Origin of the sequence: Sphingomonas sp. LT1P40 (assembly GCF_036663835.1) — a bacterium.
In the GTDB taxonomy this organism is placed as follows: Bacteria; Pseudomonadota; Alphaproteobacteria; order Sphingomonadales; family Sphingomonadaceae; genus Sphingomonas.
In genome coordinates, this window is sequence record NZ_JAXOJT010000001.1 from 1,858,046 (window position 1) to 1,880,962 (window position 22,917).

Below are 22,917 nucleotides of genomic sequence, written 5' to 3' on the forward strand. Positions count from 1 at the left end.
GGGGGGCAGCGCCCGATTCTCAGCGAGTAGCGAGGCCCATTTCGATCGCCTCTTCTTGCCGCTCGCGGATGAACCCAATCAGGCCGGGTTTGCGCGACCGCTTCTCGCGCTCCGCATTCAGGATGTTGTGAACCTTGCTGAAACACCCGTCGACATCGTCGTTCACCACGACATAGTCATAGCCGTCCCAGTGGCTCAGCTCGCGTTCCGCGCGTTTCATACGGAACTGGATCACTTCTTCACTGTCGGTATTGCGGTCGCGCAACCGCCGCTCCAGCTCGCGCAGCGACGGCGGCAGGATAAAAATCCGCACCACATCCCCGCCTTCCAACTGGAACAGCTGCTGCGCGCCCTGCCAATCGACGTCGAACAGCACGTCCTGACCCGCCGCCAGCATCGCCTTTACCGGCGCGCGCGGGGTGCCGTAACGATAGTTGAAGACGTGCGCCCATTCGAGGAAATCGTGGTTCGCGGCGCGCGCCTTGAACTCCTCGGTCGACACGAAATGATATTCGCGCCCGTCCACTTCGCCTTCCCGAATCGGTCGCGTTGTGGCCGAGACCGAAACGCCCATATCAGGCTCGACCTCAAGCAATTTGCGCGCGATCGTGGACTTGCCCGCACCCGACGGGGAGGACAGCACGAACAGCACGCCGCGCCGGTCAAACTCATATTCGGATTCGCGTACCGCCATCAGCGGCCATTGGCGCGGGCAAGCCGCCCGCGTCAAGCGTCTGTCACGGCAAAAGGGTCAGGCTCAGGACCGATTACTGGCGATGGTCGTGATTGCCCGTGCTTGTTCATCGGCAAGGAACGGCGTGCAGCGCGCAGCGGCGCTACGCGCGATCGCTGTGACGCAGTCCAGCGGACGCGTACGGGCAACCGCTTTGCGGCGGGCGGATTTTGGCTCAGGGCGGCGTTATGAGCCAAAGATTCTTGGGGTCACGATGCAATTGCATCGCTCCGCTCTTCGTTTCTTGCCCTGAATCAAAATCCGCTCCGTCACGACCATCGCCAGTAATCGGTCCTGACCCTAAACCCGGCCGCGTCCCTTGCGACGATCATATGCCTTTTTGGCGACATATGCCCCGCCCAGCACCATGCCCAGCGGACCCATCCGCCGCAGCACACCGCTTGCCAGATAACCCAGCGCCGCGCCCTTCGCGCCACCGCTGCCGTCACGCTTGTCGATTTCACGCCCGACCAGTGCGCCGATAATCCCGCGAATCATGCCATCTTCTCCTGCCAGCGACGGCTGAGATACCGCGCACCCCATGCCGCCGCGCCGATCACCAGCAAGGCCGGAATCACGTTTTTGGCAACCTTCCACGTCACGACGCCGACGGCGGCACCCAATGCGCCACCCTCGCCATCGCTGGCGTCGATCTGGTGGCCGATGGCCCCTGCAATCGCTTCGCCGATCATCGTTTCGTCTCCTTTAATCCTTTGGAGAGGGCAAGCACATCGCCGATGCCGCGCACGAACGACCATCCGGCCATCGCGCCTGCCGCAACCACCACGCCACCCAGCAGCGCGCCGATCGTTCCTGCATCCATGAAAAGTCCCTCCCTCGTTCGAGGAGAGAAAAGCGCGAACCGCCAACAGGTTCCGTGTGGTTAATTCAAACCATCGTCTCGGGCCGCACCAGCCGGTCGAAGGTCGCCTCATCGACCAGCCCTAGCTTCAAACCCGCCTCGCGCAGCGTCAGGCCTTGCTCATGCGCCACCTTGGCGATCTTCGCCGCATTGTCGTATCCGATCTCGGGTGCCAGCGCGGTTACGAGCATCAACGACCGCTTGACCAGTTCGGCGATCCGCCCCTCATTCGCCACCAGCCCCTCGACGCAGCGTTCGGCAAAACTCTCCATCCCAACGCTCAGCAAATGGATCGATCGCAGCACCGCCGCGCCGATCATCGGCTTGAACACGTTCAGCTCCAGATGCCCCTGCATGCCGCCGACCGTCACGGCCATGTGATTGCCGATCACTTGCCCCGCCACCATTGTCAGCATCTCGCACTGCGTCGGATTGACCTTGCCCGGCATGATCGAGCTGCCCGGCTCGTTTGCGGGCAATTCCAGCTCGCCCAGCCCCGACCGCGGGCCGCTGCCCAGCAAGCGGATATCATTGGCGATCTTGGTCAGCGCCACGGCCAGCGTGTTGAGCGTGCCGGACAAATGAACCAGCGGATCGTTCGACGCCAGCGCCTCGAACGCATTTTCGGCGGGCATGAACGGATGGCTGGTAATCTCCCCCAGCGCCGCGCAGAATTCGCCCGCAAAGCCATCCGGCGCATTCAGCCCGGTGCCCACCGCCGTGCCGCCCTGCGCCAGCCGGTTGGTGCCATGCGTGATCCCTGGCTCGATCCGGCTCCTGGCGCGATACAGTTGATTGGCCCAGCCCGATGCTTCCTGCCCCAATGTTAGCGGCGTTGCATCCTGCAAATGCGTCCGCCCGATCTTCACGATCCCCGCCCACGCCTCGGCCTTCACCTCCAGCGCCCGCTGCAACCGCGCCGCCGCTGGGAAAAGGTCTCGGGTCACCGCCAGCGACGCCGCGATGTGAATCGCCGTCGGAAAGCTGTCGTTCGATGACTGGCTCATATTGACATGATCGTTGGGATGCACCGGCGACTTCCCGCCCCGCACGCCCGCCAGCATCTCGTTGGCGCGCCCAGCGATCACCTCGTTCACGTTCATGTTGGTCTGGGTGCCGCTACCGGTCTGCCAGATCACCAGCGGAAACTGGTCGTCCAGCTTCCCCGCCCCGACCTCCGCCGCCGCCGCCTCAATCGCATCTGCCAATCCAGCGTCCAGCCCATGCCGCCGGTTCACCCGTGCCGCCGCCTGCTTCACCAGCGCCATCGCATGCATGATCCCGATCGGCATCCGCTCGGTCGCGCCGAACGGGAAATTCTCGATGCTGCGCTGGGTCTGCGCACCCCAATAGGCGTCGGCAGGCACTTCGATCGCACCGATCGAATCACTCTCTGTGCGGGTGTCAGTCAATCCTCGTCTCCGCCGCGCCACATGTCGTTCGGCGCATGTCGGATCGCAGGACGATGATTACCAGAACAAATGCAGCAGCAACGTCAGCGGTGCCGCGACCAGAACGACTGCCAACGGCCATTTTTCCAGCAGCAATTGCAACCGCTGCCGACCCATCGACGTCAACCGGACGAGCACAACGCGCCGGTCGGCGGGATGTACGGACCGCTCCACCAGCCCTGCGGTTTCCAGCATTGCAAGGTATCGCAACGCCGTGGTTGGCGGGACTTCAGCGTCATAGCTGATCGCCGAAATCTGCACATCCGGCTTGGCCGGGTTCATCGCCGCCAGCGACAACAGGATATCCCAGGCTGGCTCAGTGAACAGGCCGGGGAACATCTTGTTACGTGCCTTGCGGTTCTTGAGCAGCAAACCGGCCACCTCGGGCATCGCGGACAAGCGCGCGCCGCCCTTGCCGGTAAGCCTGTGCAACTCGGTCTCGACTTCACTCACCTTGGACGTGAGCCGTTCGAGCTCGGAAAACAGCACGCTCGCCGCCTTCCGGTCATTATCGCTTGGGAGGTCGGACCATTCGCGCAGCATGTCCGAATCATATGCGATGCGGCACGCGCGTCAACGCTTCATGGAAACACTATTTCTTCCGCTTGAAATCCACCGCCACAACGTTCGAGCCGTCCTCAACCGGCACTGCGGTCGGCCCGTCATTCTCGGCCTCTTCATGCGGATCGGGACCGTCCGGGTCTTCCGCCGCCTGGAAGCGCAGCTCGAAATTGACCGCCGGATCGCTGAACCCGGTCACCGCCGAATAGGGTATCTCCAGCATCGACGGGATCTGGTTGAAGCTCAGCCCCACCGAAAACCGCTCGTCATCGACGGTCAGGTCCCAGTAACGATGCTGCATCACGATCGTCATCTCGTCCGGAAAGCGCTCGATCAGCCGTTCGGGGATATTCACCCCCGGCGCACGCGTCTTGAACGTGATATAGAAATGATGCGCCCCCGGCAGCGCGCCATTGGCGGAAACCTGCCCCAACACCCGGCCGACGACCGCGCGCAGCGCCTCCTGCACGATTTCGTCATAGGGAATCAGGCTATCTGGCACGTTACCGGTCATATGCCCTGACCTAGCGACCATCTGGCGACGGTCAAGATCAACTGCGCGGCCAAGTAGCGCAGCCATCATTGCATGCCCCCGCCAACCCGCTAAAGCGCGGCCATGCGTACCGCGACGATCAGCCGCAAGACCAGCGAGACCTCGGTCGACGTGACGGTCAACCTCGACGGCACCGGCGCCTATGCCATCTCCACCGGCATCGGCTTTTTCGACCACATGCTGGAACAGCTCAGCCGCCATTCGCTGATCGACCTCGACGTGAAAACCGTCGGCGACCTGCATATCGATCAGCACCACACGGTCGAGGATACCGGCCTCGCCATCGGCGAAGCGGTGGCGCAGGCACTGGGCGAAAAGCGCGGCATCCGCCGCTACGCCGATGCGCTCAGCCCGATGGACGAGACGCTGACCCGCGTCGCGATCGACATTTCCGGCCGCCCGTTCCTCGTGTGGAAAACCGAGTTCACCCAGAAACGACTGGGTGAAATGGACACCGAGATGTTCGAGCACTGGTTCCACTCGTTCGCGCAAACCGCGGGCATGACGCTGCACGTCGAAACGCTTTACGGCCAGAACAACCACCATATCGCCGAAGCCGCATTCAAGGGCCTCGCCCGCGCGCTGCGTCAGGCGGTCGAGATCGACCCGCGCAAGGCAGATACGATTCCCAGCACCAAAGGCACGCTGTAATGGCCGCACGGCTCGACGCTGCCCCGGTCTGCGTGATCCTGCTTGAGTATCTGGCATCCGAAGAGGACGTCGATGCCCAGCTGAAACCGCATGTCGAATGGCTGACCAAAGGCTTCGACGAAGGTTTGTTCCTGATCGCCGGAAGGCAGGTGCCGCGCACCAGTGGCGTCATCCTGTGCCGTGGCAAGCGTGCCGAGGTCGAGGCGCTGGCCGCGACCGACCCCTTCGTCACTTCCGGCGTCGCCAAGGCGAACGTCGTTGAAATGGCAGTCAGCTTCGCGGCCGACGACTGGGCACCGCTGCTGGGATGAAGATCGCGCTGATCGATTACGGCGCGGGCAACCTCCATTCGGTCCACAATGCGCTGAAAGCCGCCGGGGCAATGGCGATCGAGGTCACGGCCAATCCCGCCGTGATCGCTTGGGCGGACCGCATCGTCCTCCCCGGCGTCGGTGCCTTCGGGGCCTGTGCAGCGGGCCTGCGCGGCATCCCCGGCATGATCGAGGCGATGGAACGGCGAGTCCTGCGCGACGCCGTCCCCTTTCTTGGCGTCTGTGTGGGCATGCAGTTGCTGGCGAAAACCGGTGAAGAACTCGGCACGCATCCCGGCCTTGGCTGGCTCGACGGCACTGTGCGCCAGCTTCCGGCAACTGACGTCCGCGTGCCGCATATGGGCTGGAACGACGTGGTCCCTATTACCCCGCACCCGCTTATCGAGCCGGGCGAGGCCTATTTCCTCCACAGCTTCGCCTATTCGGGCGAAGCCGTTCTCGCCACCACCGACCATGGCGGCCCCGTCACCGCCGCCATCGGCCGCGACAATATTGCCGGGGTGCAGTTCCACCCCGAAAAAAGCCAGCGCTACGGCATCGCTCTCCTCGAACGCTTTCTAAGGTGGAACCCGTGATCGTCTTCCCCGCCATCGACCTCAAATCGGGCCAAGTCGTCCGCCTGGCCGAAGGCGATATGGCCCGCGCCACGATCTATGGCGAAGACCCCGCCGCGCAGGCCGCCGCGTTCGCCGAAGCAGGCGCAACCCACCTCCACGTCGTCGATCTCGACGCGGCCTTTGCGGGCGAATCGATCAACGGCGTCGCCGTCGCTTCGATTGTCGATCGCTTTCCGGGCAAGGTTCAGCTTGGCGGCGGCATCCGCAACCGCGCGTCGGTCGAGCGCTGGCTTGATTTGGGCGTGACCCGCGTGGTCATCGGCACCGCCGCGTTGGAAGACCCCAATTTCGTTAGAGAAGCCGCCGCCGCCTATCCGGGGCAGATTGTCGTCGCGGTGGACGCGCGCGACGGCTTCGTAGCCACCAAGGGCTGGGCCGACGTCTCCACCGTCTCGGTCGCCGAACTCGGCAAGCGCTTCGAGGACGCCGGTGTCGCCGCACTCCTGTTCACCGATGTCGGCCGCGACGGGTTGCTCAAGGGCTGCAACGTCGAAGCCACGGTCGCGCTCGCCCGCGAAGTCGCCATCCCCGTCATCGCCAGCGGCGGCGTCGCCGACATCAACGACATCCACGCGCTGGTCGGCCAGCCGGGGATCGAAGGCGTCATCACCGGTCGCGCGCTGTACGATGGTCGGCTAGACCTGGCCGAAGCGTTGAAGGCGGCGGCGTGAGAAAAAATAGCCGTCATCCCGGCGAAAACCGGGACCTCCCGCCGCATAGCGAGCAGCCCGCCGCACGAGACCCCGGCTTTCGCCGGGGCGACGGCGTCGCCGCGTGACCGTCCGCGCGCGCGTAATCCCCTGTCTCGACGTCGCCAATGGCCGTGTCGTGAAGGGCGTGAACTTCGTGAACCTGCGCGATGCCGGCGATCCGGTCGAGCAAGCCCGCGCCTATGACGCCGCCGGGGCCGACGAACTCTGCTTCCTGGACATCACCGCCAGCCACGAGGCACGCGGCACGATCATCGACGTCGTCCGCCGCACCGCCGAAGTCTGTTTCATGCCGCTTACCGTCGGCGGCGGCGTCCGCACGCCGGAGGACGCCCGCGCGCTCCTACTCGCGGGCGCGGACAAGGTCGCGGTGAACTCCGCCGCCGTCACCCGCCCGGAAGTCGTCAGCGACATCGCCGATCGTTTCGGCAGCCAGTGCGTCGTTGCCTCGGTCGATGCCCGCAGCGTCGCCCCCGGCCGTTGGGAGGTGTTCACCCATGGCGGGCGCAAGCCCACCGGCATCGACGCCGTCGAACACGCGCTCAACCTCGCCCGGCTCGGCGCAGGCGAAATCCTGCTCACCTCGATGGACCGCGACGGGACGCGCGACGGCTACGACCTCGACCTCATCCGCACCATCGCCGATCAGGTCACCATCCCCGTCGTTGCATCCGGCGGCGTCGGCAATCTCGACCACCTCGTCGCCGGAATCCGCGACGGCCATGCCAGCGCCGTCCTCGCCGCATCGATCTTCCATTTCGGCGAGGCCAGCATCGCCGACGCCCATGCCGCGCTCGCCGCCGCCGGGATCCCGGTGCGCACTGCCGGTTAACTTTACAGTTACCCAATTGGGCGCCACATGATTAACTATCTATGTCATTGTAATTGTTGTCATTTCATCACTTGGCCGCATTCTTGCTGCCGTTCTCCCGTATCGACAGGGAGAATTTCGTGATCTTCGCCATCCGACTGGCCATCTGCGCCGCCGCCATCGCGCTACCGGTCGCGCCAGCCTTCGCCGCCGACACGCCGCCCGCATCCTCTACTCCGCTGCCCCCCGGCAAGAGCGGCAGCACGCCTACCACCACGCCGACCTCGATCCCGGAGCCCGCCGCAATCGGCCTGTTCGCATTGGGCATCGCTGGCGCCGCGATCATGCGCCGTCAGCGCCGCAAGCCCGACTGATCCTTCATCATTTGGCAGGGGTGCCGAATTAAGCTCGCCGCATGATCCGCGCCTTGCTCCTCCTGCTGCTCACCACAGCTCCCGCGCTCGCCGCGCATAGCGGGGCGGTCACGCGGCGATCGATGCCCGAGTTGTCCGACCTCGCGCTCGCGGCGATGGCGGCGGGCGGCATCTGGCTCGCCCAGCGCACGATGCGCCGCCGCGCGCGGAAAGCACCCAAGCCTATCGCACCCAAGGATTGACACCCGGCGCGCGCTGATTGACTGCATAGCCTATGGCCACCGACATTCTCGACGCGCTGGAAGCAGTGATCCGCGAACGCCGCACCGCCGATCCATCCACCTCCTATGTCGCCAAACTCACCGCCAAAGGCCGCGCCAAGATCGCGCAAAAGGTCGGCGAGGAAGCCGTCGAAGCCGCCATCGCCGCCGTCCAGAACGACCGCACCGGCCTGACCGGCGAAGCCGCCGACCTGCTTTTCCACCTCCTCATCCTGCTCGCCGACATGGAGCTGTCCCTCGACGACGTCCGCACCGAACTCGCGCGGAGAGAAGGCCTGTCGGGCATCGAAGAGAAAGCCAGCCGACCGGGAGCCTGACCATGCCCATCGACGCCACCCTCCCCTATGACGACCAGAACATCTTCGCCCGCATCCTGCGCGACGAAATCCCGTCCAAGCGCGTGTATGAAGACGATTACGCCGTCGCCTTTTACGACCTGAACCCGGTCGCCCCCTATCACATGCTGGTGATCCCGCGCGGCCCTTACGTCTCATGGGACGATTTCACGGCCCGCGCATCGGATGCCGAAATCGCAGGGTTTGCTCGCGCCGTCGGCCTCGTCGCGCGTGAAGCAAGGCTGGTCGAACCCGGCTATCGCCTGCTCGCCAATACCGGCCTGCATTCAGGGCAGGAGATTCCCCACCTCCACGTCCATATTCTCGCCGGACAGCCGCTGGGTCCAATGCTGGCGCGATGAGCCGCGCTATTGGGGGATTGCGCGCGGTCGATTTGCGTTTAGGCTCCCGCGCAATAACAACTCTAAAAGCGCGTTTCAGGGCGCGGGGGAACATTGATGGCAACAGCACCCAAGGCGGGGATCGTAACGCGCATGTTTGCGCGAAAATCGATCGCACAGGTTCAACGGGAAACGGCTTCAAGCGAATTGAAGCGAACGCTCGGCAAATGGAACCTGTTGTTCTTGGGTGTCGGATGTATCATCGGCGCGGGTATCTTCGTCCGTACCGGTAGCGCGGCCGCGCTTCATGCCGGCCCCGCCGTGCTCCTGTCCTTCGTGGTCGCCGGCATCGTCTGCGCCTTTGCGGGTCTATGCTATGCCGAACTTTCCTCCACCCTGCCCGTGTCGGGGTCCGCTTACACCTATGGCTATGCCACGCTCGGCGAGTTCGTCGCCTGGGTGATGGGCGCACTGCTCCTCCTCGAATACGGGCTCGCGGCCTCGGTCGTGGCGGTCGGATGGGGCGGCTATGTGGTCAGTTTGCTCGCCGATTTTGGGCTACAGATACCGCCGCAATTCACCGGCCCGGCGGGCTACACGCTGATGAAGGACGGCGCGGCAGTGGTCGTCGATGGCCAGACGGTCACCACGATCTTCAACCTTCCGGCCTTCCTCATCTGTCTCGCGCTGTCGTGCCTGCTGGTCGTCGGCGTGTCCGAATCGGCCAAGGTCAATAACGTCATCGTCGCGATCAAGGTCAGCGTGCTGGTCGCCTTCATCGTCGTCGGCGGCCTCATCGTCCTTGCCAATTTCGGCGATCTCGCGGCCAAGAACTGGACCCCGTTCATCCCCCCATCGGAAGGTGAGGGCAAGTTCGGCGTCGATGGCATCATGCGCGCCGCATCGATCGTGTTCTTTGCCTATATCGGGTTTGAGGCTGTTTCGACCGCAGGGCAGGAAGCCAAGAATCCGGCCAAGGATATGCCGTTCGGCATCATCGGCTCGCTCGTCGTCTGCACGGTCATCTACATGCTGGTGGCTGCGATCATGACGTTGCTCGTGCCTTATGGTCAGCTGAACGTGCCCGATCCGGTCGCGGTGGTGGTCGATAATTTCGGCGCGCAGTGGAGCTGGCTGGCCAAGACGATTAAGATCGGCGCAATCATCGGCCTGACGTCGGTGGTGCTGGTGCTGATGTATGCCCAGACCCGCATCTTCTACACCATGGCCCGCGACGGCCTGTTGCCGAAGGTGTTCGCTATCGTCCATCCGAAGTTCAAGACGCCGTACATCAACACGATCGTGGTCGGCATCATCACCGCAATCGCGGCGGGCTTCTTCGACATCAACGTGCTCGGCGACATGACCTCGGTCGGTACGCTCGCGGCATTTGCGATCGTGTGCCTCTCGGTCATCTACCTGCGCCGCGCCGCGCCCGAACTGCCACGCGGTTTCAAGGTTCCGCTGTATCCGGTGCTGCCGGCAGCGGGTATCCTGTCGTGCATCTATCTCATCACGACGGTGCCGTGGGCCGTGCTGCAATTCTTCCTTTGGTACATGCTCGGGGCGGTGGTGCTGTATTTCGTTTACGGCATCTGGAACTCGAACCTCCAGCATGGCGAGCCGCAGGACGACGCGCCCGACATGGGCGAATATGTCGCCCCGGTCGGCGAACAGCCCTGATCGGAACCCGATCGAAATTCGGAAAGGGGAGGCTTCGGCCTCCCCTTTTCATTTGGTGGTCCAGCTGATCCGAAGAAGATTTCAGCGTTTCGCCACCACTACGCGCCGTCCAATACCGCCAATGCCTTTGCCAATGTCGTAGCGGACGCCCGCAATGCAGTTTCCTCGTTCGGCGTCAGCACTGGTCGCAGGATACGCTCGACGCCATTGCCGCCGATGATGCACGGCACGCTGAAGCAGATGTCGCCAAAATCGAGCGTCTGACCCGCCCAGGCACTGATCGGGAGCACAGCTCGCTCATCGCGCGCCACGGCTTCACAGATACGCACGATCGCGGTGGCAATGCCAAACGATGTGTACCCCTTGCCCTCGATAATCCGATACCCCGCATCCCGGACGTCCACGGCGATCTTGTCGGACTCGTAATCGGGTCCATCGGCGGCGAAGCTTGCGACCGGTTGTCCCCCGATACGGACGGTCGAGAATGCCGCGACTTCGCTGTCGCCATGCTCGCCCAGAACATAACCCTCGATCGCGCTCGGTGCGACGTTCAGCGCCCGTGACAATGCTTGTTTAAGGCGGCTGGTGTCGAGCAGCGTTCCGGTTCCGATCACGCTGGCCGGCGGAAGGCCTGCGTTGCGCATTGCGACGACGGTCATCAAATCGACGGGGTTCGACGCGACGATCAGAACACCGCCAAAACCCGCTTCGGCCAAACCGCGCGCGCATTCCGCGACGATCACCGCGCTGCGCGACGCCAGCGACAGCCGGGTTTCACTGCCATGCGAGGCGGCACCGGCCGTAATCACCGCAATCTGCGCCGACGCGGCGTCGGCATAGGAGCCGGCCCAGATCCGCGCGGGTCGGGCCAGCGCATTGGCATCGGCCAGATCGGCGGCCTCGGCCCGGGCCAGGTCGCCGTCCCGATCGATCAAGACGATTTCCTCGAATAGCGCACGCAGCATGATCGCATAGGCGGCGGTCGCGCCGACATGCCCGGCACCGACAAAGGCGATTCGGCTACGCGCGGCTTGGGGAATATGTGACATTGCGGGGGCTATAGGCCGCAATCCACATTGCCCCTAATCGGTCCCAATGCGCGCGCGGATAGGCCCCTATCCCAGCTTCGCCGCCACCGCCTTCAAATCCGCTTCGGGCCGCGCGCCATAATGGCTGATGATCTCCGCCGCGCAGGCCGCGCCCAGCTTCAGCGATTTGCCGACGTCCCAGCCCTGCGCCTGTCCGTGCAAGAAGCCCGCCGCGAACAGATCGCCCGCGCCGGTCGTGTCCACTACCTTGTCGATCGGCTCGGCGGCGACCGAAACCCGCTCGCCATTGGCGACGGCAATCGCGCCCCGCTCACTGCGCGTCACCACCAGCACCGGCACCTGCGCCGCGATCTTCGTCAGCGCAGCCTCGAAATCCTCGACCTCGGCCAGCGCCAGCAACTCATTCTCGTTGGCGAACAATATATCGACCAACCCTTCGGCGATCAGCGCGCGGAAATCGCCGCCGTGGCGGCTGATGCAGAACACGTCGGACAGCGTGAACGCCACCTTTCGCCCTGCCCCGCGCGCAATGTCGATCGCCGCCCGCATCGCCGCGCGCGGCTCTTCCGGATCCCACAAATAGCCTTCGAGATACAGGATCGCCCCGCCCGCGATGACATCGCGGTCCAGCGCGGCGGCGGGCAGGAACTGCGACGCGCCCAGAAACGTGTTCATCGTCCGCTGCCCGTCCGGCGTCACGAAGATCAGGCAGCGCGCCGTGGTTGGCTGACCATCACGCACGGCCGTGTCGAAATCGACCCCGGTCGCGCGCAAGTCATGCGCGAACACTTCGCCAAGCTGATCGTCGGCGACCTGACCGATGAACGCGCAACGGCTGCCCAAAGCGGCCATCCCCGCCACCGTGTTCGCCGCCGATCCGCCGGAAACCTCACGCCCCGGCCCCATTTTCGCGTATAGCGCGTCGGCCTCTTCGGGCGAGAACATCAGCTGCATCGAACCCTTGGCAACGCCGATTTCCTCGATGAAGCTGTCCTCGGCCTGCGCCAGAATGTCGACGATGGCGTTACCGATGGCGACGACGTCATGGGTGATTGCGGTCACGTTGCTCTCCGAAAATGCCGAAAATGCTGAAAATGGATTGTCGCGCGCCTAGTGTAGGGCGCGCGTCGGCGCAACTGCGTTGACTTGGCGGCCCACCCCGGCCCATCCATGCCGCAATGCTGAATGCGCTGCTCCTTTCGATCCGCCAGCTGGGCGACCGACGCATCGTTGCGGTGTTTGCCAAATCGATGCTGGTGACGCTGGCGATCTTCGCGGCGCTCGGCGCGGGCTTGTGGCTCGGGACGGAAGCCCTTGTCGCGCGCTACTTCGCCGCCAGCCAGAGCACCGCCAGCCTCGCCGCCGCCGCCGCGCTACTCGTTGCCCTGCTCGGCGCGTGGCTGCTGTTCCGCGTCATTGCCATCGCCGTGATCGGTGTGTTCGCGGACGAAGTCGTCCACGCGGTCGAGGCGAAACATTATCCCGAACGCTTCGCCGCCGCCCGCGATGTCTCCTTTGCCCGTTCCGCCGCAATGGGCGCACGATCGGCGGCGCGCGCGGTCCTTGCCAACCTCGCTTTCTCCCCCGTCTATATCCTGCTGTTCGTCACCGGCGTCGGCACACCGATCGCGTTCTTTCTGGTCAACAGCTGGCTGCTGGGCCGCGACCTGGGCGACATGGTCGCGGTGCGCCACATGCCCGCCGCAGACCTGCGTCGCTGGCGCGCCACCACCCGCGTCACCCGTTTTGCCACTGGTGCCGCCGGAACCGCGCTGTTCTTCTTGCCCGTAGTCAATCTGATCGCGCCCATTGTCGGTGCGGCGATGGCGACGCATCTGTTCCACCGGAGAACCAAGTGAAACTGTTCGCAAGTGCCGCCGCGCTCGTCCTGCTCGCAGGCTGCACCGCCGGCAACACGCCCCCGCCCGGCCGCGCCGCGCCGATTCCAGTGCCACAGGGGATGTCGGCGCTCACCGGCGTGCTGGGTCAGAACAGCGCCGGTCTGGTCGCCCAGTTCGGCAAACCCACGCTCGACATCAGCGAGGGTTCGGCGCGCAAACTCCAGTTCACCGGTCCGATCTGCGTGCTCGACGCCTATCTCTACCCGCCCAAATCCGGGCGCGGCGACTCCACCGTCACCTTCGCCGAAACCCGCCAGCGCGACGGCTCGCCCATCGACCAGTCCAGCTGCGCCGCAGCGCTCAGGGCCAGCCGGGCGGGAAAATAATCGTCAGGCGTTAACCCCAAGCATCACGCGCCGAACATCGCCGCCTTCGCGCACGCTCAGCCACAGTAGATAGGGCAACAGAAATCCCGCCCCGCCCAGAAGCGCGACCGGTGCCAGCGCCAACCCAACCGCTGAAAAGCCGTTGCGCCACGCCGTCCACAGCGCCGACAGGATCAGGAAGCACAGAAAATCCAGATTGAACTGCCCGGGCCATACCAGCTGCGCGATGTCGCCGAAGAAGATCGGCAACAGGTTCAACCCATGCTCGCCGATCACCACCGCCGTATAGCCCGCCAGCACGATCCACAGCAGTACCAGCAACATTTGAAATCCACGCATCATCGCTCTCCCGATTGCAGCCGCATCATCGCCCATTCCGCCGCTTCGCGCACCACCGCATCGGGATCGCCCAGCAACCCCTCCACCACCGGCAACAATGCTGCATCCCCACTGTTCCCCGCCGCGATCAGGCAGTTGCGCACCATCCGGTCGCGTCCGATCCGCTTGATCGGTGATCCCGAAAACACCTGCCGGAATGCGGCATCGTCCAGCGCCAGCAAATCCGCCAGCGCGGGTGCAGTCAGCTCGGCGCGCGGCGCAAACGCGAGATTCGCCGCCGCCGCACTGGCGAACTTGTTCCACGGGCACACCGCCAGACAATCGTCACAGCCATAAATCCGGTTGCCGATCCGCTCGCGGAACTCGTGCGGGATCGGCCCTTTATGCTCGATCGTCAGATACGAAATGCACCGCCGCGCATCCAGTCGGTAGGGCTCGGGAAAGGCATCGGTCGGGCACGCACGCTGGCACGCATCGCATGACCCACAGGTATCGCTGCCCGCCACATCCGGCGCCAGTACCAGCGTCGTATAAATCGCTCCCAGGAACAGCCAGCTGCCATGTTCGCGGCTCACCAGATTGGTATGCTTCCCCTGCCACCCCAGCCCCGCCGCCTCAGCCAGCGGCTTTTCCATCACCGGCGCAGTATCGACGAACACCTTCAGATCGCACCCGGCCTCGCTCGCCAGCCATCGCCCCAGCGCCTTCAGCGCCTTCTTCACGACATCGTGATAGTCGGCCCCTTGCGCATAGACCGATATCCGCCCGCGATCCCCGACCCCTTCCAGTGCCAGCGGATTGACCGCAGGTGCATAGCTCATCCCCAGCGCGATCACCGACCGCACCTCCGGCCACAATCCGCCCGGACTTTCGCGGTGATGCGCGCGTTCCTCCATCCAGATCATGTCGCCATGCCGCCCCTCGGCCAGCCATTGCCGCAGTCGCTCGCCCGATCGCGGTGCCGCGTCCGCGCGCGCAATTCCGCACGCAGCAAAGCCCAACTCCACCGCCTTTTCGCGGATAGCGTCTTCGAGTGGCTTGCCTTCATACATCACCCCCCGCTACCACGGACGGACAATCGAGGGGATTCCTGTTGCGTAGTGAAATGGCGGTCACCGCCTCCGGTCTGGTGAAGCGGTTCGGGGACCGGCGCGTGGTCGATGGCGTGAACATCGCCGTCCCCACCGGCATGATCTATGGCGTCCTCGGTCCCAATGGCGCGGGCAAGACCACGACGTTGCGGATGCTGCTCGGCATTATCGAGCCGGATAGCGGCACCCGTACCCTGCTCGGCAACGCCAATCCCCGCGATGTCAGCGACCAGGTCGGCTATCTGCCCGAGGAACGCGGCCTATACCCATCGATGAAGACCGTGCAGGCGATCGCCTTCATGGGCGCGCTTCGCGGCCTCGACTGGAAGACCGGGCGCAAGCGCGGCGCGGAACTGATGGAAGCCGCCGGTCTCGGCCACGCCATCGACCAGAAGATCAGGAAACTGTCCAAGGGCATGGCCCAGCTCGTCCAGCTGCTCGGCTCGATCGTCCATCAACCCGACCTGCTCGTCCTCGACGAACCCTTTTCCGGCCTCGACCCCGTAAACCAAGAGCGCCTCGAAAAACTGATTCTGGCCGAGCGGGATCGCGGCGCGACGATCCTGTTTTCCACACATGTCATGGCGCATGCCGAGCGGCTGTGCGACCGCCTTACCATTATCGCCGGTGGCAAAGTCCGCTTCGAGGGCAGCATGACCGACGCCCGCGCCACGCTCCCGTTCAAGGCGCATTATGTGCCGCACCACCCGGACGAGAATATCCGCGCCCTCCTCCCCGCCGATGCCGACCGCGACGGCGACGGCTGGCGCTTCATCATGCCGGATGGCGGCATCGAATCCTTGCTGACCAAACTCATCGCCGCGGGCTATGGCATTTCCGGCCTGTCGATCGAGCGACCCACGCTCCACGACGTGTTTGTCAAGATCGTCGGCGCCGAAGCACTCGAAGCCGCCGCGCAGGAGACCGCAGCATGAGCAGCCTGCGCCGCCTCACCCGCCAGACCATGACCATCGCCCGTCGCGATTTCGTGGCAACGGTATTCACCCCCACCTTCCTGCTCTTCCTGCTCGCCCCGCTGATGATGCTGGCATTCGGCACCGTCGGTGGCATGGGTGCTGCGACGATGGCCAAGAGCGGCAACGAAAAGGCCCGCATCGTCCTGATCGGCAGCGGCGAGCGAACGCGCACCGCCATTCTGGTCGACCGCGACTTGCGCCAGATCTATCGAACCAGCGAACGCCCGCCTCAGCTGATCGTCGAGGCACCGGGCGAAAATGCCGAGCGACAGGCCCGCGCCTTGTTCGAGCGCAAGGATATCGAGGCGTCGGCGGTGCTCTACGGCCCGCTGGAAAAGCCGCAAATCCTTTATGGTCCCGCCGGGTCACGCACCGCCGATTACATGATCGTCCTCGCCGAACAGGTGCTGCTCGCCGAAAAAGCCGGGTCCACCGCCGCGCTCAGCGAGCCGACGAAAACCGCCGTCGTCCGCACTGGCACCTCCGCCAGCGGACAGGGGCAGGCCGGCTTCTTCACCGTGTTCGGCCTGTTCATCGTGTCGCTGATGCTCGCGGGGCAGGTCGTCGGGACGATGGCCGAGGAGCGCTCGAACAAGGTCATCGAAATCCTCGCCGCCGCCGTTCCGCTCGAAAGCGTGTTCTTCGGCAAGCTGCTCGGCATGTTCGGCGTGGCTTTGCTTTTCCTCCTGTTCTGGGGAACGGTCGTTCTCAATGTCGGCGCTTTGCTGCCCGCCAATTTCGCGCGCGCCTTCGCCGATGTCGGTCCGGCTGTCGGCCTGCCGACCTTCGCGCTGCTGTTCCTCGCCTATTTCGTGATGGCGTACATGCTGCTCGGCGCCGTCTTCCTCGGCATCGGCGCACAGGCATCGACCCAGCGCGAACTGCAAATGCTCTCGCTGCCGATCACGATCTTCCAGGTCGCCATGTTCGGCTTTGCCTCTGCTGCCGCCGCACAACCTGACAGCTGGGTCGCCACCGCCGCCGAACTCTTCCCGTTCAGCTCGCCCTTCGCCATGGCCGCCCGCGCCGCCAACTCCGCCGAACTGTGGCGTCACGGTCTCGCGCTCGCATGGCAAGCCCTGTGGGTGGTGATCACCGTCACCATCGCCGCCCGCCTGTTCCGCCGCGGCGTGCTGCAATCGGGCAGCCCGAAACTGTTCCGGCGGAAGAAGACCGCGGCCGCATAGCAACCCGCCGCACCACTATTGACATAATTGTCAGTTAAGGCACTCTCCAGTCAAACGACATCCGGAGAGTGGCAATCATGGCAACCCTTGCAAGCGAAGCGGCGACCACCGCCGACCCGCTCGACGTCACCCTTGCAAGCCTCTACCGCGACGACACCTGGCACGAACCCTTCCGCCAACTCCGCGCCACGGCACCGGTCTATCGCTGCGAAAACTCGCCCTTCGGCGCATACTGGTCGATCTCTTCCTATAAGCCGATCGTCGAGGTCGAATCGCTGCCAGAACTCTACTCGTCACAGGCGGGCGGCATCACCGTCGCCGATCTGGTCGAGGGAGATATCGCCATGCCGATGTTCATTGCGATGGACAGGCCCAAGCACACTGGCCAGCGCCGCACGGTCGCGCCCGCCTTCACGCCGTCCGAAATGGTGCGGATGAGCGCCGATATCCGCACCCGCACTGCCGAACTGCTCGACTCGCTCCCCGTCGGGCAGACCTTCGACTGGGTCGATACCGTCGCAATCGAGCTGACCACGCAGATGCTGGCGCTTCTGTTCGACTTCCCCTGGGCCGATCGCCGCAAACTGACCTATTGGTCCGACTGGGCCGGCGATATCGAGATCGCCAAGGACCCGGTGCGCAAAGAGGAACGTCGCAACATCCTGTTCCAGTGCGCCTCCGAATTCGGCGCGCTGTGGAATGCCAAGCTGGACAAGGAACCGACCCCCGACCTGATCTCGATGATGATCCATTCGGACGCTATGGCGGAAATGGACCAGATGGAGTTCCTCGGGAACCTCATCCTGCTCATCGTCGGCGGCAACGACACCACGCGCAATTCGATGTCGGCCTATGCCTGGGCGCTCGAACAATTTCCCGACGAGCGCGCGAAGCTCGAAGCCGATCCGTCACTGATCGCCAACGCGACTCAGGAAATCATCCGCTGGCAGACGCCGCTGGCGCATATGCGCCGCACGGCCACCGCCGATGCCGAACTGATGGGCCAACACATCCGCGAGGGCGACAAGCTCGTCCTGTGGTATCTTTCCGCCAACCGCGATGAGAGCGTATTCGAGAATGCCGACCGTATCATTGTCGATCGCCCGAACGCCCGCCGCCACCTCGCTTTTGGCCACGGCATCCACCGCTGCGTCGGCGCGCGGCTGGCCGAGCTTCAGATCGGCGTGCTGATGGAGGAAATGGCCAAGCGCCGTCTGCGCGTGAATGTCGTCGCGGAGCCGGAGCGCGTCGCTGCCTGCTTCGTCCACGGCTACAAGAAGATGCCAGTGGAACTGAGTCGCTATTGAGTGGCACCGGGCGGCATCGTGCCACATGATTTCGCCTTAGCTTCTTCGATCGCCGGTGGCCGCTTGCGCCCCATCGTCCAGTTGCCGTGCATCCGTACCAGCGGATTGGGCGCGCACCAGATCTCACCACTCTCGTCCAGCGCGGTGACCCAGATCAAATTATGCTCCTGCCCATAATCGATTACGGCAAAAGCATAGCCCGATCCCTTGTCGATGACATGGACCGGCAATGGTGGATCAAGTTGCTGAAAGGCCATGGATTTCGTCCTGGTTGCAATGATCGCATAAAGCGGCTGCGCGCCGAAGGTTCCGGCCCGTGAAACCAAAAGCGGCTCTCCGACGTATCTCAAGCAGCACGCTACAAGGATCGCCCTCATGCCCGTCACCCGCCGCCATCTGCTCGCCCTGACCGGCACCGGCGCGCTTGCCGTCACATTCGGCTGCACGGCGGAGGAAAGCGAGGCCGCCCAGCGCTTCGAAATCACCCGCACCGACGCCGAATGGCGCAGGCAGCTCACCCCGGCACAATATCGCGTGCTGCGACAGGAAGGCACCGAACGCCCCGGCTCCAGCCCGCTCGACAAGGAAAAGCGCACCGGCATCTTCGCCTGCGCCGGATGCGCGCTCCCGCTGTTCAGTTCGCGCACGAAGTTCGAGAGCGGCACCGGCTGGCCCAGCTTCTACGCGCCGCTTAAAACTGCCATACTCACCAAGACGGATCGCTCGCTCGGCATCGCTCGCACCGAAGTCATCTGCCGCCGCTGCGGCGGCCATCTTGGCCATGTGTTCGACGACGGCCCGAAACCGACCGGCAAGCGCTATTGCATGAACGGCGTGGCAATGACTTTCAGGGCCGCGTGATCAACTCGTCCCGCACCGGGGAGGGGAGAACTGATCCTCTTACTTCTGCAGCGAAGTTTCGATCCCGAACTGCGACAAGTCCACCGACGCGATCGTAATCGGCCCGAACGGGGCAACCTCAGGCTGAACCTCAGGCACGTTATTCGGTGCCTGGCCCGAATAAATGAAACCGTTCACCGGAAACGTCGAAGTCCCCAGCCCGCCATTGCTGGCGAACCATACCTTCACCCGGCTCCAGTCGCCGCGCTCGGACACGTCCACCGCGATCACATTCTTCTCGACCCCGCCGCGGCGCGACCAATTGGCATGGGTCAGCAGCACCTGGCGGTCGTTCAGCACCTTCGACACCATTGCGACATGGCCCAGCCGCATGCGCTGCGTCGGCGCGAACGACATCACCGCGCCCTCGACCGGCTCGTTGCCACGCTCGTAACGACCGGCAGCCTGACCCCACCAAGTATGGGCATTGCCGAAAATCTTCACGCCGGAAATCGCGCGGGCATAGGGCGCGCACTGCCAGAATTGCGCGTTGGCTGGGGCGATCGTCGCAAGGCAAAGCGCTGCCACCAGCGCAAATCGCGCTGTGAAATTACCGATTGTCATGTGGTCCCCTCGACCCCGAATCTCGTTGAGGGGGTGTTGGCAGAATGGTTCCGCCACTCCTACCCCACCGCGCCGGTTATCCGACGAAGCGTTTGATCGCGGCGATGACTGACAATCCGTTCATGTTCAACGTCCGCAAACCGGCCTTGTTGCCGAAATGACGCGCCCGCCTTTGGTTTCATCTGCAACAATTCCACTCGTCGCAACGCATGTTGCAACGCAACACTAACTATGATTCGATGCTGAACGGCGGACGACGCGGGGTTCAGGATGATGTTAACCATCCTGTGGCACGTTCGCAGTGAAGGGGAATTATCCGGGGTGGGAGTGTGGGACGATGAGTGCAAGGAGCAAGCCGGCTGAAGGGGCAATGACCCTCGCCGAGATGAAGGAATTCGCAGGATTCGCCGCGGCGACGCAGCGCTATATCCGCCGCTCGCTCGATGTCGGGCTGGATCGCCACGACGCGATGGAACTCTGGTCGCGCGACACCGTCGAGACCGCCAGCATCCGTGCCCAGGCGCACATGTACGACCGCATTCCCGAGATCCGCGCACTGATGCCCGACGACAGCGGTCTGGACGCGATGGAGCCGTTCATGGCCCCGCTCGTCACGATCTCCGCCTTCGATCTGGGACAGGGTCGGCTGACCAGCTTCTCGGCCTATCGCTTTCTCTATGAGCGCCTGATCGGTGCCGAGGCGCGTCCATGGCTGCCCGCCGCGTTCTGCGCCGCCGCCGCGCTCCCGCATCTTCATCCGGACCTGCGCCGCAAGCTGCTCCAGTCGATCAGCGAAGCCGCAGCAACCGCCTCCGGCTGGTCCAACCGCCAGCCCGTCTTCTTCCCGCAATGGGTCGAAAAGGTCGAAGCGAACGCCGCCTAAGCGTTTTTCCCGGCGGGCCTGCCCTAGCGGCAGGCCCGCCACCCCATTTCGCCGCGCGATGCCTGGTCGAAATGGAAATGGTCGCGGTGCGCCGCGTTATAGTCCGGCGACAGCACGGTTGCGAACACCCCGCATGCATCGTCCCGCACCGCTCGCAGGAAGCGCGCTTGCTTGTCATCCCCCGCCCAGTCGCCGACGACCGTGATCCGCGTGCCGTCGACCAACCGGAACGCCGCGATATCCACCGCGTCGGCCGTCGAATGCTCGCTCCAGCTGGCACCCTCACGATTATACATCCGGCGGCAGTTATAGCTGCCGAAATGCTCGATCTCCGCCACCCGCTGGCCCAATATGCGCTGAGCTGCCGGTTGCACCACCTCCCATTCCCACGCCGTCAGCGCCGCCGCGACCGGGCACGACACGCCCAGATCGGCGGGCGCAAACCCGATCCGCCGTGGCCCGCCCGCCGCGAACCGCACCGCATCGGCATAGCCACATTCGCCACCCTCACGTCGCTCTGGCAACACCGTGTAGCGCACCCCGGCCTTGTCCAGCACTGCCCGACACGCCGGAAAATCTCCGGTCAGCCCGGCCAGTTTCCGCCCCGTGAACAGCCCCACCGGCTGCCCCAGATCGAGGTCGGTCCAGGGCAAGTCCTGCGGCCGGTTCTTCGCCAGCGCATAGAGCAGCAACGCCAGCGTCAGCAGCAGCCCGGCAACCACGATCGCCCCCGCCCCGTGCCGCACGATCTTCATGCGCGCCCCGTTCTCATGCCCGCAGCGCCGCCTCGATCGGCTGAGAGGTTACCGGGTAACCCAGCCCCTCGGGGATGCACAGATGCTCAACCCCGGCGCGTTGCTCGGCCCAGGGCGTGATCGTCTGGACCGCGTGCGCCCGCGCATCCGCCACCGCCTCGGCGAAGCTGCCATATTGCGCCAGCCGTTCCAGATTGCGCCGCGTCGGAAAGATGATCCGCACCCGCCCCGCATCGGCATCGTCGAGCACCTGCTGCGCCGTCGCCCAGAACAGCTTGGCGCTCTCGTTCCCGTCGGCCACCGGCTCCCCCGCCCCCTCCGGCCAGCGCGCCAGATAGAATCGCGTGTCGAATACCCGATGCGCCACACCCGAATGCGGGAGCCACCGCGCAAACGGCACCAGCGCTTCCAGATCGAGATCGCATCCCGCCAGCACGACGCCTGGCGCTTCGCCCGCATAGAGCGCCGCCCGCGCGCGTTCGATGTCGAGGTCTCCACGCACCCCGATCGCCAGCCCCGCTTCCTCGATCGTCTCGCGGATCGCGGCGATGCGCGCGGCAATGTCGTCGGGATCGCCCGGATACCGCGCCGCCAGCGCCTTGTCCCCCGGATCGACTCGCCCGCCGGGAAACACCAAAGCCCCACCGGCAAAGCGCATCGCGGCGGACCGCTCGACAATCAGCAATTCGGGCGGTCCGGCGGCTCGCTCGCGCATCACCACCAAAGTCGCGGCGGGGATCGGCGGGGCTGGCGTATCGGTCATTGCGACAGGACTTAGGGGGCGGGCGACAGCTTTGAAAGCGCATCCACCGCTACGACGCGCTTAAAACAGTTTCTCCTGCGCCTCCGTCGCCTCGCGCGGGGCATTGCGAAACGCTGCGCCGCTATCGATCAGCGGGATATCCGGCCGCCGCCCACAGAACAGTTCGTCCACCGTCAAAATCTGCAGCCGCGCATAGCTCTTGCCGGTCGCCTCCGAATGAAACCGCCCCACCGCCGCCGCCTCGCGCAACATCGGACCAGAGGGTTGCGAGCGGCTGACGATCACCCCGATCGGTGCCTTTTCCCGCTCCATCACCGAATGCAGGTCTCGCACCATGCCCACGCCGACATGCTCGCCGCCCATGTGTCCTCGAACGCCGCGACCTGCGCATCGGACTCCGCACCGGTCGGCGAGCGGAACAGGATGTTATAGTTGGCATTGGAGTTGAACGGCGGGTCGAGGTAGATCAGATCGACGCTCTCATCCGGAAAATGCGCCCGCATTCGCAGACCGGGATTTGATCGGTTCTGGCGCGGTCTGCGAAGTACCGCCGTTGCATATCCGAAACGGCTTGTATTTT

The 22,917-nt window shown here is 64.6% G+C and carries 34 protein-coding genes; 17 read left to right on the top strand and 17 right to left on the bottom strand.

Translation table 11 applies throughout. From position 1 onward, the window contains the following. Positions 1 to 19: 19 nt before the first annotated feature. The 7 genes from gmk to U1702_RS09280 all read right to left on the bottom strand — a co-directional run bounded on the left by gmk (position 20) and on the right by U1702_RS09280 (position 4,121). Positions 20 to 694: a guanylate kinase gene (gmk, locus tag U1702_RS09250; RefSeq protein WP_332723725.1), complete on the bottom strand. Its 675-nt coding sequence runs from the start codon at positions 692 to 694 to the stop codon at positions 20 to 22. A 339-nt stretch (positions 695 to 1,033) separates the two neighbouring features. Further along, positions 1,034 to 1,231, bottom strand: coding sequence for a hypothetical protein (locus U1702_RS09255; protein WP_332723726.1), 198 nt, complete (start codon positions 1,229 to 1,231; stop codon positions 1,034 to 1,036). Further along, positions 1,228 to 1,425: a hypothetical protein gene (locus tag U1702_RS09260; RefSeq protein ID WP_332723727.1), complete on the bottom strand. Its 198-nt coding sequence runs from the start codon at positions 1,423 to 1,425 to the stop codon at positions 1,228 to 1,230. Before U1702_RS09260 ends, U1702_RS09255 begins: the two co-directional genes overlap by 4 nt. Continuing rightward, positions 1,422 to 1,556 carry a hypothetical protein gene (locus U1702_RS09265; RefSeq protein ID WP_332723728.1) on the bottom strand — a complete coding sequence of 45 codons (135 nt, stop codon included), beginning with the start codon at positions 1,554 to 1,556 and terminating at the stop codon, positions 1,422 to 1,424. Before U1702_RS09265 ends, U1702_RS09260 begins: the two co-directional genes overlap by 4 nt. Before the next feature lie 65 nt (positions 1,557 to 1,621). After that, a complete protein-coding gene (gene fumC / locus U1702_RS09270) occupies positions 1,622 to 3,007 on the bottom strand; it encodes a class II fumarate hydratase (RefSeq protein ID WP_332723729.1) in 1,386 nt (461 codons plus the stop codon). A 57-nt stretch (positions 3,008 to 3,064) separates the two neighbouring features. Next, a complete protein-coding gene (locus U1702_RS09275; RefSeq protein ID WP_332723730.1) occupies positions 3,065 to 3,535 on the bottom strand; it encodes a MarR family transcriptional regulator in 471 nt (156 codons plus the stop codon). Positions 3,536 to 3,638: 103 nt separating this feature from the next. Then, positions 3,639 to 4,121: an SspB family protein gene (locus U1702_RS09280; RefSeq protein WP_332723731.1), complete on the bottom strand. Its 483-nt coding sequence runs from the start codon at positions 4,119 to 4,121 to the stop codon at positions 3,639 to 3,641. A gap of 102 nt (positions 4,122 to 4,223) precedes the next feature. On the opposite strand from U1702_RS09280, the gene hisB reads away from it, so the two are divergent. The 10 genes from hisB (at position 4,224) to U1702_RS09330 (ending at position 10,295) form a co-directional block, all read left to right on the top strand. Next, positions 4,224 to 4,811: an imidazoleglycerol-phosphate dehydratase HisB gene (gene hisB / locus U1702_RS09285; protein ID WP_332723732.1), complete on the top strand. Its 588-nt coding sequence runs from the start codon at positions 4,224 to 4,226 to the stop codon at positions 4,809 to 4,811. Beyond that, on the top strand, positions 4,811 to 5,122 hold the full coding sequence (locus U1702_RS09290; protein WP_332723733.1) for a YciI family protein: 312 nt from the start codon (positions 4,811 to 4,813) through the stop codon (positions 5,120 to 5,122). Before hisB ends, U1702_RS09290 begins: the two co-directional genes overlap by 1 nt. After that, the gene (gene hisH / locus U1702_RS09295; RefSeq protein WP_332723734.1) at positions 5,119 to 5,718 is read left to right on the top strand and encodes an imidazole glycerol phosphate synthase subunit HisH; all 600 of its coding nucleotides are present in this window, start codon (positions 5,119 to 5,121) and stop codon (positions 5,716 to 5,718) included. The genes U1702_RS09290 and hisH overlap by 4 nt, the downstream gene beginning before the upstream one ends. Then, positions 5,715 to 6,431: a 1-(5-phosphoribosyl)-5-[(5-phosphoribosylamino)methylideneamino]imidazole-4-carboxamide isomerase gene (gene hisA, locus U1702_RS09300; RefSeq protein ID WP_443026816.1), complete on the top strand. Its 717-nt coding sequence runs from the start codon at positions 5,715 to 5,717 to the stop codon at positions 6,429 to 6,431. Before hisH ends, hisA begins: the two co-directional genes overlap by 4 nt. Before the next feature lie 103 nt (positions 6,432 to 6,534). Beyond that, positions 6,535 to 7,302 carry an imidazole glycerol phosphate synthase subunit HisF gene (gene hisF / locus U1702_RS09305; RefSeq protein WP_332723736.1) on the top strand — a complete coding sequence of 256 codons (768 nt, stop codon included), beginning with the start codon at positions 6,535 to 6,537 and terminating at the stop codon, positions 7,300 to 7,302. An 83-nt stretch (positions 7,303 to 7,385) separates the two neighbouring features. Then, on the top strand, positions 7,386 to 7,655 hold the full coding sequence (locus U1702_RS09310) for a PEP-CTERM sorting domain-containing protein (protein ID WP_332723737.1): 270 nt from the start codon (positions 7,386 to 7,388) through the stop codon (positions 7,653 to 7,655). A 41-nt stretch (positions 7,656 to 7,696) separates the two neighbouring features. Continuing rightward, positions 7,697 to 7,897: a hypothetical protein gene (locus tag U1702_RS09315; protein ID WP_332723738.1), complete on the top strand. Its 201-nt coding sequence runs from the start codon at positions 7,697 to 7,699 to the stop codon at positions 7,895 to 7,897. Positions 7,898 to 7,929: 32 nt separating this feature from the next. Further along, complete coding sequence (locus U1702_RS09320; RefSeq protein ID WP_332723739.1) at positions 7,930 to 8,253, top strand: phosphoribosyl-ATP diphosphatase; 324 nt, start codon at positions 7,930 to 7,932, stop codon at positions 8,251 to 8,253. Positions 8,254 to 8,255: 2 nt separating this feature from the next. Continuing rightward, positions 8,256 to 8,633, top strand: a complete 378-nt coding sequence (locus U1702_RS09325) for an HIT domain-containing protein (protein WP_332723740.1) — start codon at positions 8,256 to 8,258, stop codon at positions 8,631 to 8,633. A 186-nt stretch (positions 8,634 to 8,819) separates the two neighbouring features. Next, positions 8,820 to 10,295: an amino acid permease gene (locus U1702_RS09330; protein WP_332723741.1), complete on the top strand. Its 1,476-nt coding sequence runs from the start codon at positions 8,820 to 8,822 to the stop codon at positions 10,293 to 10,295. A 98-nt stretch (positions 10,296 to 10,393) separates the two neighbouring features. Here the strand turns inward: U1702_RS09330 and U1702_RS09335 are convergent, their stop codons facing one another. After that, a complete protein-coding gene (locus U1702_RS09335; RefSeq protein WP_332723742.1) occupies positions 10,394 to 11,344 on the bottom strand; it encodes an L-lactate dehydrogenase in 951 nt (316 codons plus the stop codon). Between the two features lie 66 nt (positions 11,345 to 11,410). After that, on the bottom strand, positions 11,411 to 12,406 hold the full coding sequence (locus tag U1702_RS09340) for an adenosine kinase (protein WP_332723743.1): 996 nt from the start codon (positions 12,404 to 12,406) through the stop codon (positions 11,411 to 11,413). Positions 12,407 to 12,522: 116 nt separating this feature from the next. On the opposite strand from U1702_RS09340, the gene U1702_RS09345 reads away from it, so the two are divergent. Beyond that, positions 12,523 to 13,203 carry an EI24 domain-containing protein gene (locus tag U1702_RS09345; protein ID WP_332723744.1) on the top strand — a complete coding sequence of 227 codons (681 nt, stop codon included), beginning with the start codon at positions 12,523 to 12,525 and terminating at the stop codon, positions 13,201 to 13,203. Continuing rightward, positions 13,200 to 13,571: a hypothetical protein gene (locus U1702_RS09350; protein ID WP_332723745.1), complete on the top strand. Its 372-nt coding sequence runs from the start codon at positions 13,200 to 13,202 to the stop codon at positions 13,569 to 13,571. Before U1702_RS09345 ends, U1702_RS09350 begins: the two co-directional genes overlap by 4 nt. 3 nt (positions 13,572 to 13,574) lie before the next feature. Here the strand turns inward: U1702_RS09350 and U1702_RS09355 are convergent, their stop codons facing one another. Both U1702_RS09355 and queG read right to left on the bottom strand, forming a co-directional pair. Next, a complete protein-coding gene (locus tag U1702_RS09355; protein ID WP_332723746.1) occupies positions 13,575 to 13,895 on the bottom strand; it encodes a hypothetical protein in 321 nt (106 codons plus the stop codon). Positions 13,896 to 13,909: 14 nt separating this feature from the next. Next, complete coding sequence (gene queG, locus U1702_RS09360) at positions 13,910 to 14,962, bottom strand: tRNA epoxyqueuosine(34) reductase QueG (protein WP_332723747.1); 1,053 nt, start codon at positions 14,960 to 14,962, stop codon at positions 13,910 to 13,912. Between the two features lie 53 nt (positions 14,963 to 15,015). Here queG and U1702_RS09365 point away from each other — a divergent pair, with 53 nt between their 5' ends. The 3 genes from U1702_RS09365 to U1702_RS09375 all read left to right on the top strand — a co-directional run bounded on the left by U1702_RS09365 (position 15,016) and on the right by U1702_RS09375 (position 18,472). Then, positions 15,016 to 15,936, top strand: coding sequence for an ABC transporter ATP-binding protein (locus tag U1702_RS09365; RefSeq protein WP_332723748.1), 921 nt, complete (start codon positions 15,016 to 15,018; stop codon positions 15,934 to 15,936). Continuing rightward, positions 15,933 to 17,165: an ABC transporter permease gene (locus tag U1702_RS09370; protein ID WP_332723749.1), complete on the top strand. Its 1,233-nt coding sequence runs from the start codon at positions 15,933 to 15,935 to the stop codon at positions 17,163 to 17,165. The genes U1702_RS09365 and U1702_RS09370 overlap by 4 nt, the downstream gene beginning before the upstream one ends. Positions 17,166 to 17,242: 77 nt before the next feature. Next, positions 17,243 to 18,472, top strand: coding sequence for a cytochrome P450 (locus U1702_RS09375; protein WP_332723750.1), 1,230 nt, complete (start codon positions 17,243 to 17,245; stop codon positions 18,470 to 18,472). Here U1702_RS09375 and U1702_RS09380 read toward each other — a convergent pair. Next, entirely contained in the window at positions 18,466 to 18,729 is a 264-nt protein-coding gene (locus U1702_RS09380) for a hypothetical protein (protein ID WP_332723751.1), read from the bottom strand. The genes U1702_RS09375 and U1702_RS09380 overlap by 7 nt on opposite strands. 118 nt (positions 18,730 to 18,847) lie before the next feature. Here U1702_RS09380 and msrB point away from each other — a divergent pair, with 118 nt between their 5' ends. Further along, positions 18,848 to 19,333: a peptide-methionine (R)-S-oxide reductase MsrB gene (msrB, locus tag U1702_RS09385; protein ID WP_332723752.1), complete on the top strand. Its 486-nt coding sequence runs from the start codon at positions 18,848 to 18,850 to the stop codon at positions 19,331 to 19,333. 39 nt (positions 19,334 to 19,372) lie between these two features. Here msrB and U1702_RS09390 read toward each other — a convergent pair whose 3' ends face one another. After that, positions 19,373 to 19,936 carry a CHAP domain-containing protein gene (locus tag U1702_RS09390; protein WP_332723753.1) on the bottom strand — a complete coding sequence of 188 codons (564 nt, stop codon included), beginning with the start codon at positions 19,934 to 19,936 and terminating at the stop codon, positions 19,373 to 19,375. Positions 19,937 to 20,273: 337 nt separating this feature from the next. Here U1702_RS09390 and U1702_RS09395 point away from each other — a divergent pair, with 337 nt between their 5' ends. Continuing rightward, positions 20,274 to 20,819, top strand: a complete 546-nt coding sequence (locus tag U1702_RS09395; protein WP_332723754.1) for a hypothetical protein — start codon at positions 20,274 to 20,276, stop codon at positions 20,817 to 20,819. Between the two features lie 23 nt (positions 20,820 to 20,842). On the opposite strand, the gene U1702_RS09400 is transcribed toward U1702_RS09395, so the two are convergent. The 4 genes from U1702_RS09400 to U1702_RS09415 are packed head-to-tail and all read right to left on the bottom strand — an operon-like array spanning position 20,843 to position 22,840. Next, positions 20,843 to 21,574, bottom strand: a complete 732-nt coding sequence (locus U1702_RS09400) for an extensin-like domain-containing protein (protein ID WP_332723755.1) — start codon at positions 21,572 to 21,574, stop codon at positions 20,843 to 20,845. A gap of 13 nt (positions 21,575 to 21,587) precedes the next feature. Continuing rightward, on the bottom strand, positions 21,588 to 22,337 hold the full coding sequence (locus U1702_RS09405) for an NUDIX hydrolase (RefSeq protein ID WP_332723756.1): 750 nt from the start codon (positions 22,335 to 22,337) through the stop codon (positions 21,588 to 21,590). Positions 22,338 to 22,397: 60 nt separating this feature from the next. Beyond that, positions 22,398 to 22,673 (bottom strand): hypothetical protein, encoded by a 276-nt coding sequence (locus U1702_RS09410; protein ID WP_332723757.1) that lies wholly within the window; start codon positions 22,671 to 22,673, stop codon positions 22,398 to 22,400. Next, positions 22,649 to 22,840 carry a hypothetical protein gene (locus U1702_RS09415; RefSeq protein WP_332723758.1) on the bottom strand — a complete coding sequence of 64 codons (192 nt, stop codon included), beginning with the start codon at positions 22,838 to 22,840 and terminating at the stop codon, positions 22,649 to 22,651. Before U1702_RS09415 ends, U1702_RS09410 begins: the two co-directional genes overlap by 25 nt. Positions 22,841 to 22,917 lie beyond the last annotated feature (77 nt).

Coding starts and splice junctions, on each gene's coding strand:
- U1702_RS09375 (WP_332723750.1), top strand. CDS start 17,243: ATGGCAACCCTTGCAAGCGAAGCGGCGACCACCGCCGACCCGCTCGAC.
- U1702_RS09265 (WP_332723728.1), bottom strand. CDS start 1,556: ATGGATGCAGGAACGATCGGCGCGCTGCTGGGTGGCGTGGTGGTTGCG.
- U1702_RS09400 (WP_332723755.1), bottom strand. CDS start 21,574: ATGAAGATCGTGCGGCACGGGGCGGGGGCGATCGTGGTTGCCGGGCTG.
- U1702_RS09365 (WP_332723748.1), top strand. CDS start 15,016: ATGGCGGTCACCGCCTCCGGTCTGGTGAAGCGGTTCGGGGACCGGCGC.
- msrB (WP_332723752.1), top strand. CDS start 18,848: ATGCCCGTCACCCGCCGCCATCTGCTCGCCCTGACCGGCACCGGCGCG.
- U1702_RS09260 (WP_332723727.1), bottom strand. CDS start 1,425: ATGATCGGCGAAGCGATTGCAGGGGCCATCGGCCACCAGATCGACGCC.
- U1702_RS09345 (WP_332723744.1), top strand. CDS start 12,523: ATGCTGAATGCGCTGCTCCTTTCGATCCGCCAGCTGGGCGACCGACGC.
- U1702_RS09390 (WP_332723753.1), bottom strand. CDS start 19,936: ATGACAATCGGTAATTTCACAGCGCGATTTGCGCTGGTGGCAGCGCTT.
- U1702_RS09320 (WP_332723739.1), top strand. CDS start 7,930: ATGGCCACCGACATTCTCGACGCGCTGGAAGCAGTGATCCGCGAACGC.
- queG (WP_332723747.1), bottom strand. CDS start 14,962: ATGTATGAAGGCAAGCCACTCGAAGACGCTATCCGCGAAAAGGCGGTG.
- U1702_RS09370 (WP_332723749.1), top strand. CDS start 15,933: ATGAGCAGCCTGCGCCGCCTCACCCGCCAGACCATGACCATCGCCCGT.
- U1702_RS09335 (WP_332723742.1), bottom strand. CDS start 11,344: ATGTCACATATTCCCCAAGCCGCGCGTAGCCGAATCGCCTTTGTCGGT.
- hisB (WP_332723732.1), top strand. CDS start 4,224: ATGCGTACCGCGACGATCAGCCGCAAGACCAGCGAGACCTCGGTCGAC.
- U1702_RS09280 (WP_332723731.1), bottom strand. CDS start 4,121: ATGACCGGTAACGTGCCAGATAGCCTGATTCCCTATGACGAAATCGTG.
- U1702_RS09380 (WP_332723751.1), bottom strand. CDS start 18,729: ATGGCCTTTCAGCAACTTGATCCACCATTGCCGGTCCATGTCATCGAC.
- U1702_RS09415 (WP_332723758.1), bottom strand. CDS start 22,840: ATGCGGGCGCATTTTCCGGATGAGAGCGTCGATCTGATCTACCTCGAC.
- U1702_RS09355 (WP_332723746.1), bottom strand. CDS start 13,895: ATGTTGCTGGTACTGCTGTGGATCGTGCTGGCGGGCTATACGGCGGTG.
- hisH (WP_332723734.1), top strand. CDS start 5,119: ATGAAGATCGCGCTGATCGATTACGGCGCGGGCAACCTCCATTCGGTC.
- U1702_RS09315 (WP_332723738.1), top strand. CDS start 7,697: ATGATCCGCGCCTTGCTCCTCCTGCTGCTCACCACAGCTCCCGCGCTC.
- U1702_RS09410 (WP_332723757.1), bottom strand. CDS start 22,673: ATGGTGCGAGACCTGCATTCGGTGATGGAGCGGGAAAAGGCACCGATC.
- U1702_RS09325 (WP_332723740.1), top strand. CDS start 8,256: ATGCCCATCGACGCCACCCTCCCCTATGACGACCAGAACATCTTCGCC.
- gmk (WP_332723725.1), bottom strand. CDS start 694: ATGGCGGTACGCGAATCCGAATATGAGTTTGACCGGCGCGGCGTGCTG.
- U1702_RS09405 (WP_332723756.1), bottom strand. CDS start 22,337: ATGACCGATACGCCAGCCCCGCCGATCCCCGCCGCGACTTTGGTGGTG.
- U1702_RS09255 (WP_332723726.1), bottom strand. CDS start 1,231: ATGATTCGCGGGATTATCGGCGCACTGGTCGGGCGTGAAATCGACAAG.
- U1702_RS09395 (WP_332723754.1), top strand. CDS start 20,274: ATGAGTGCAAGGAGCAAGCCGGCTGAAGGGGCAATGACCCTCGCCGAG.
- U1702_RS09290 (WP_332723733.1), top strand. CDS start 4,811: ATGGCCGCACGGCTCGACGCTGCCCCGGTCTGCGTGATCCTGCTTGAG.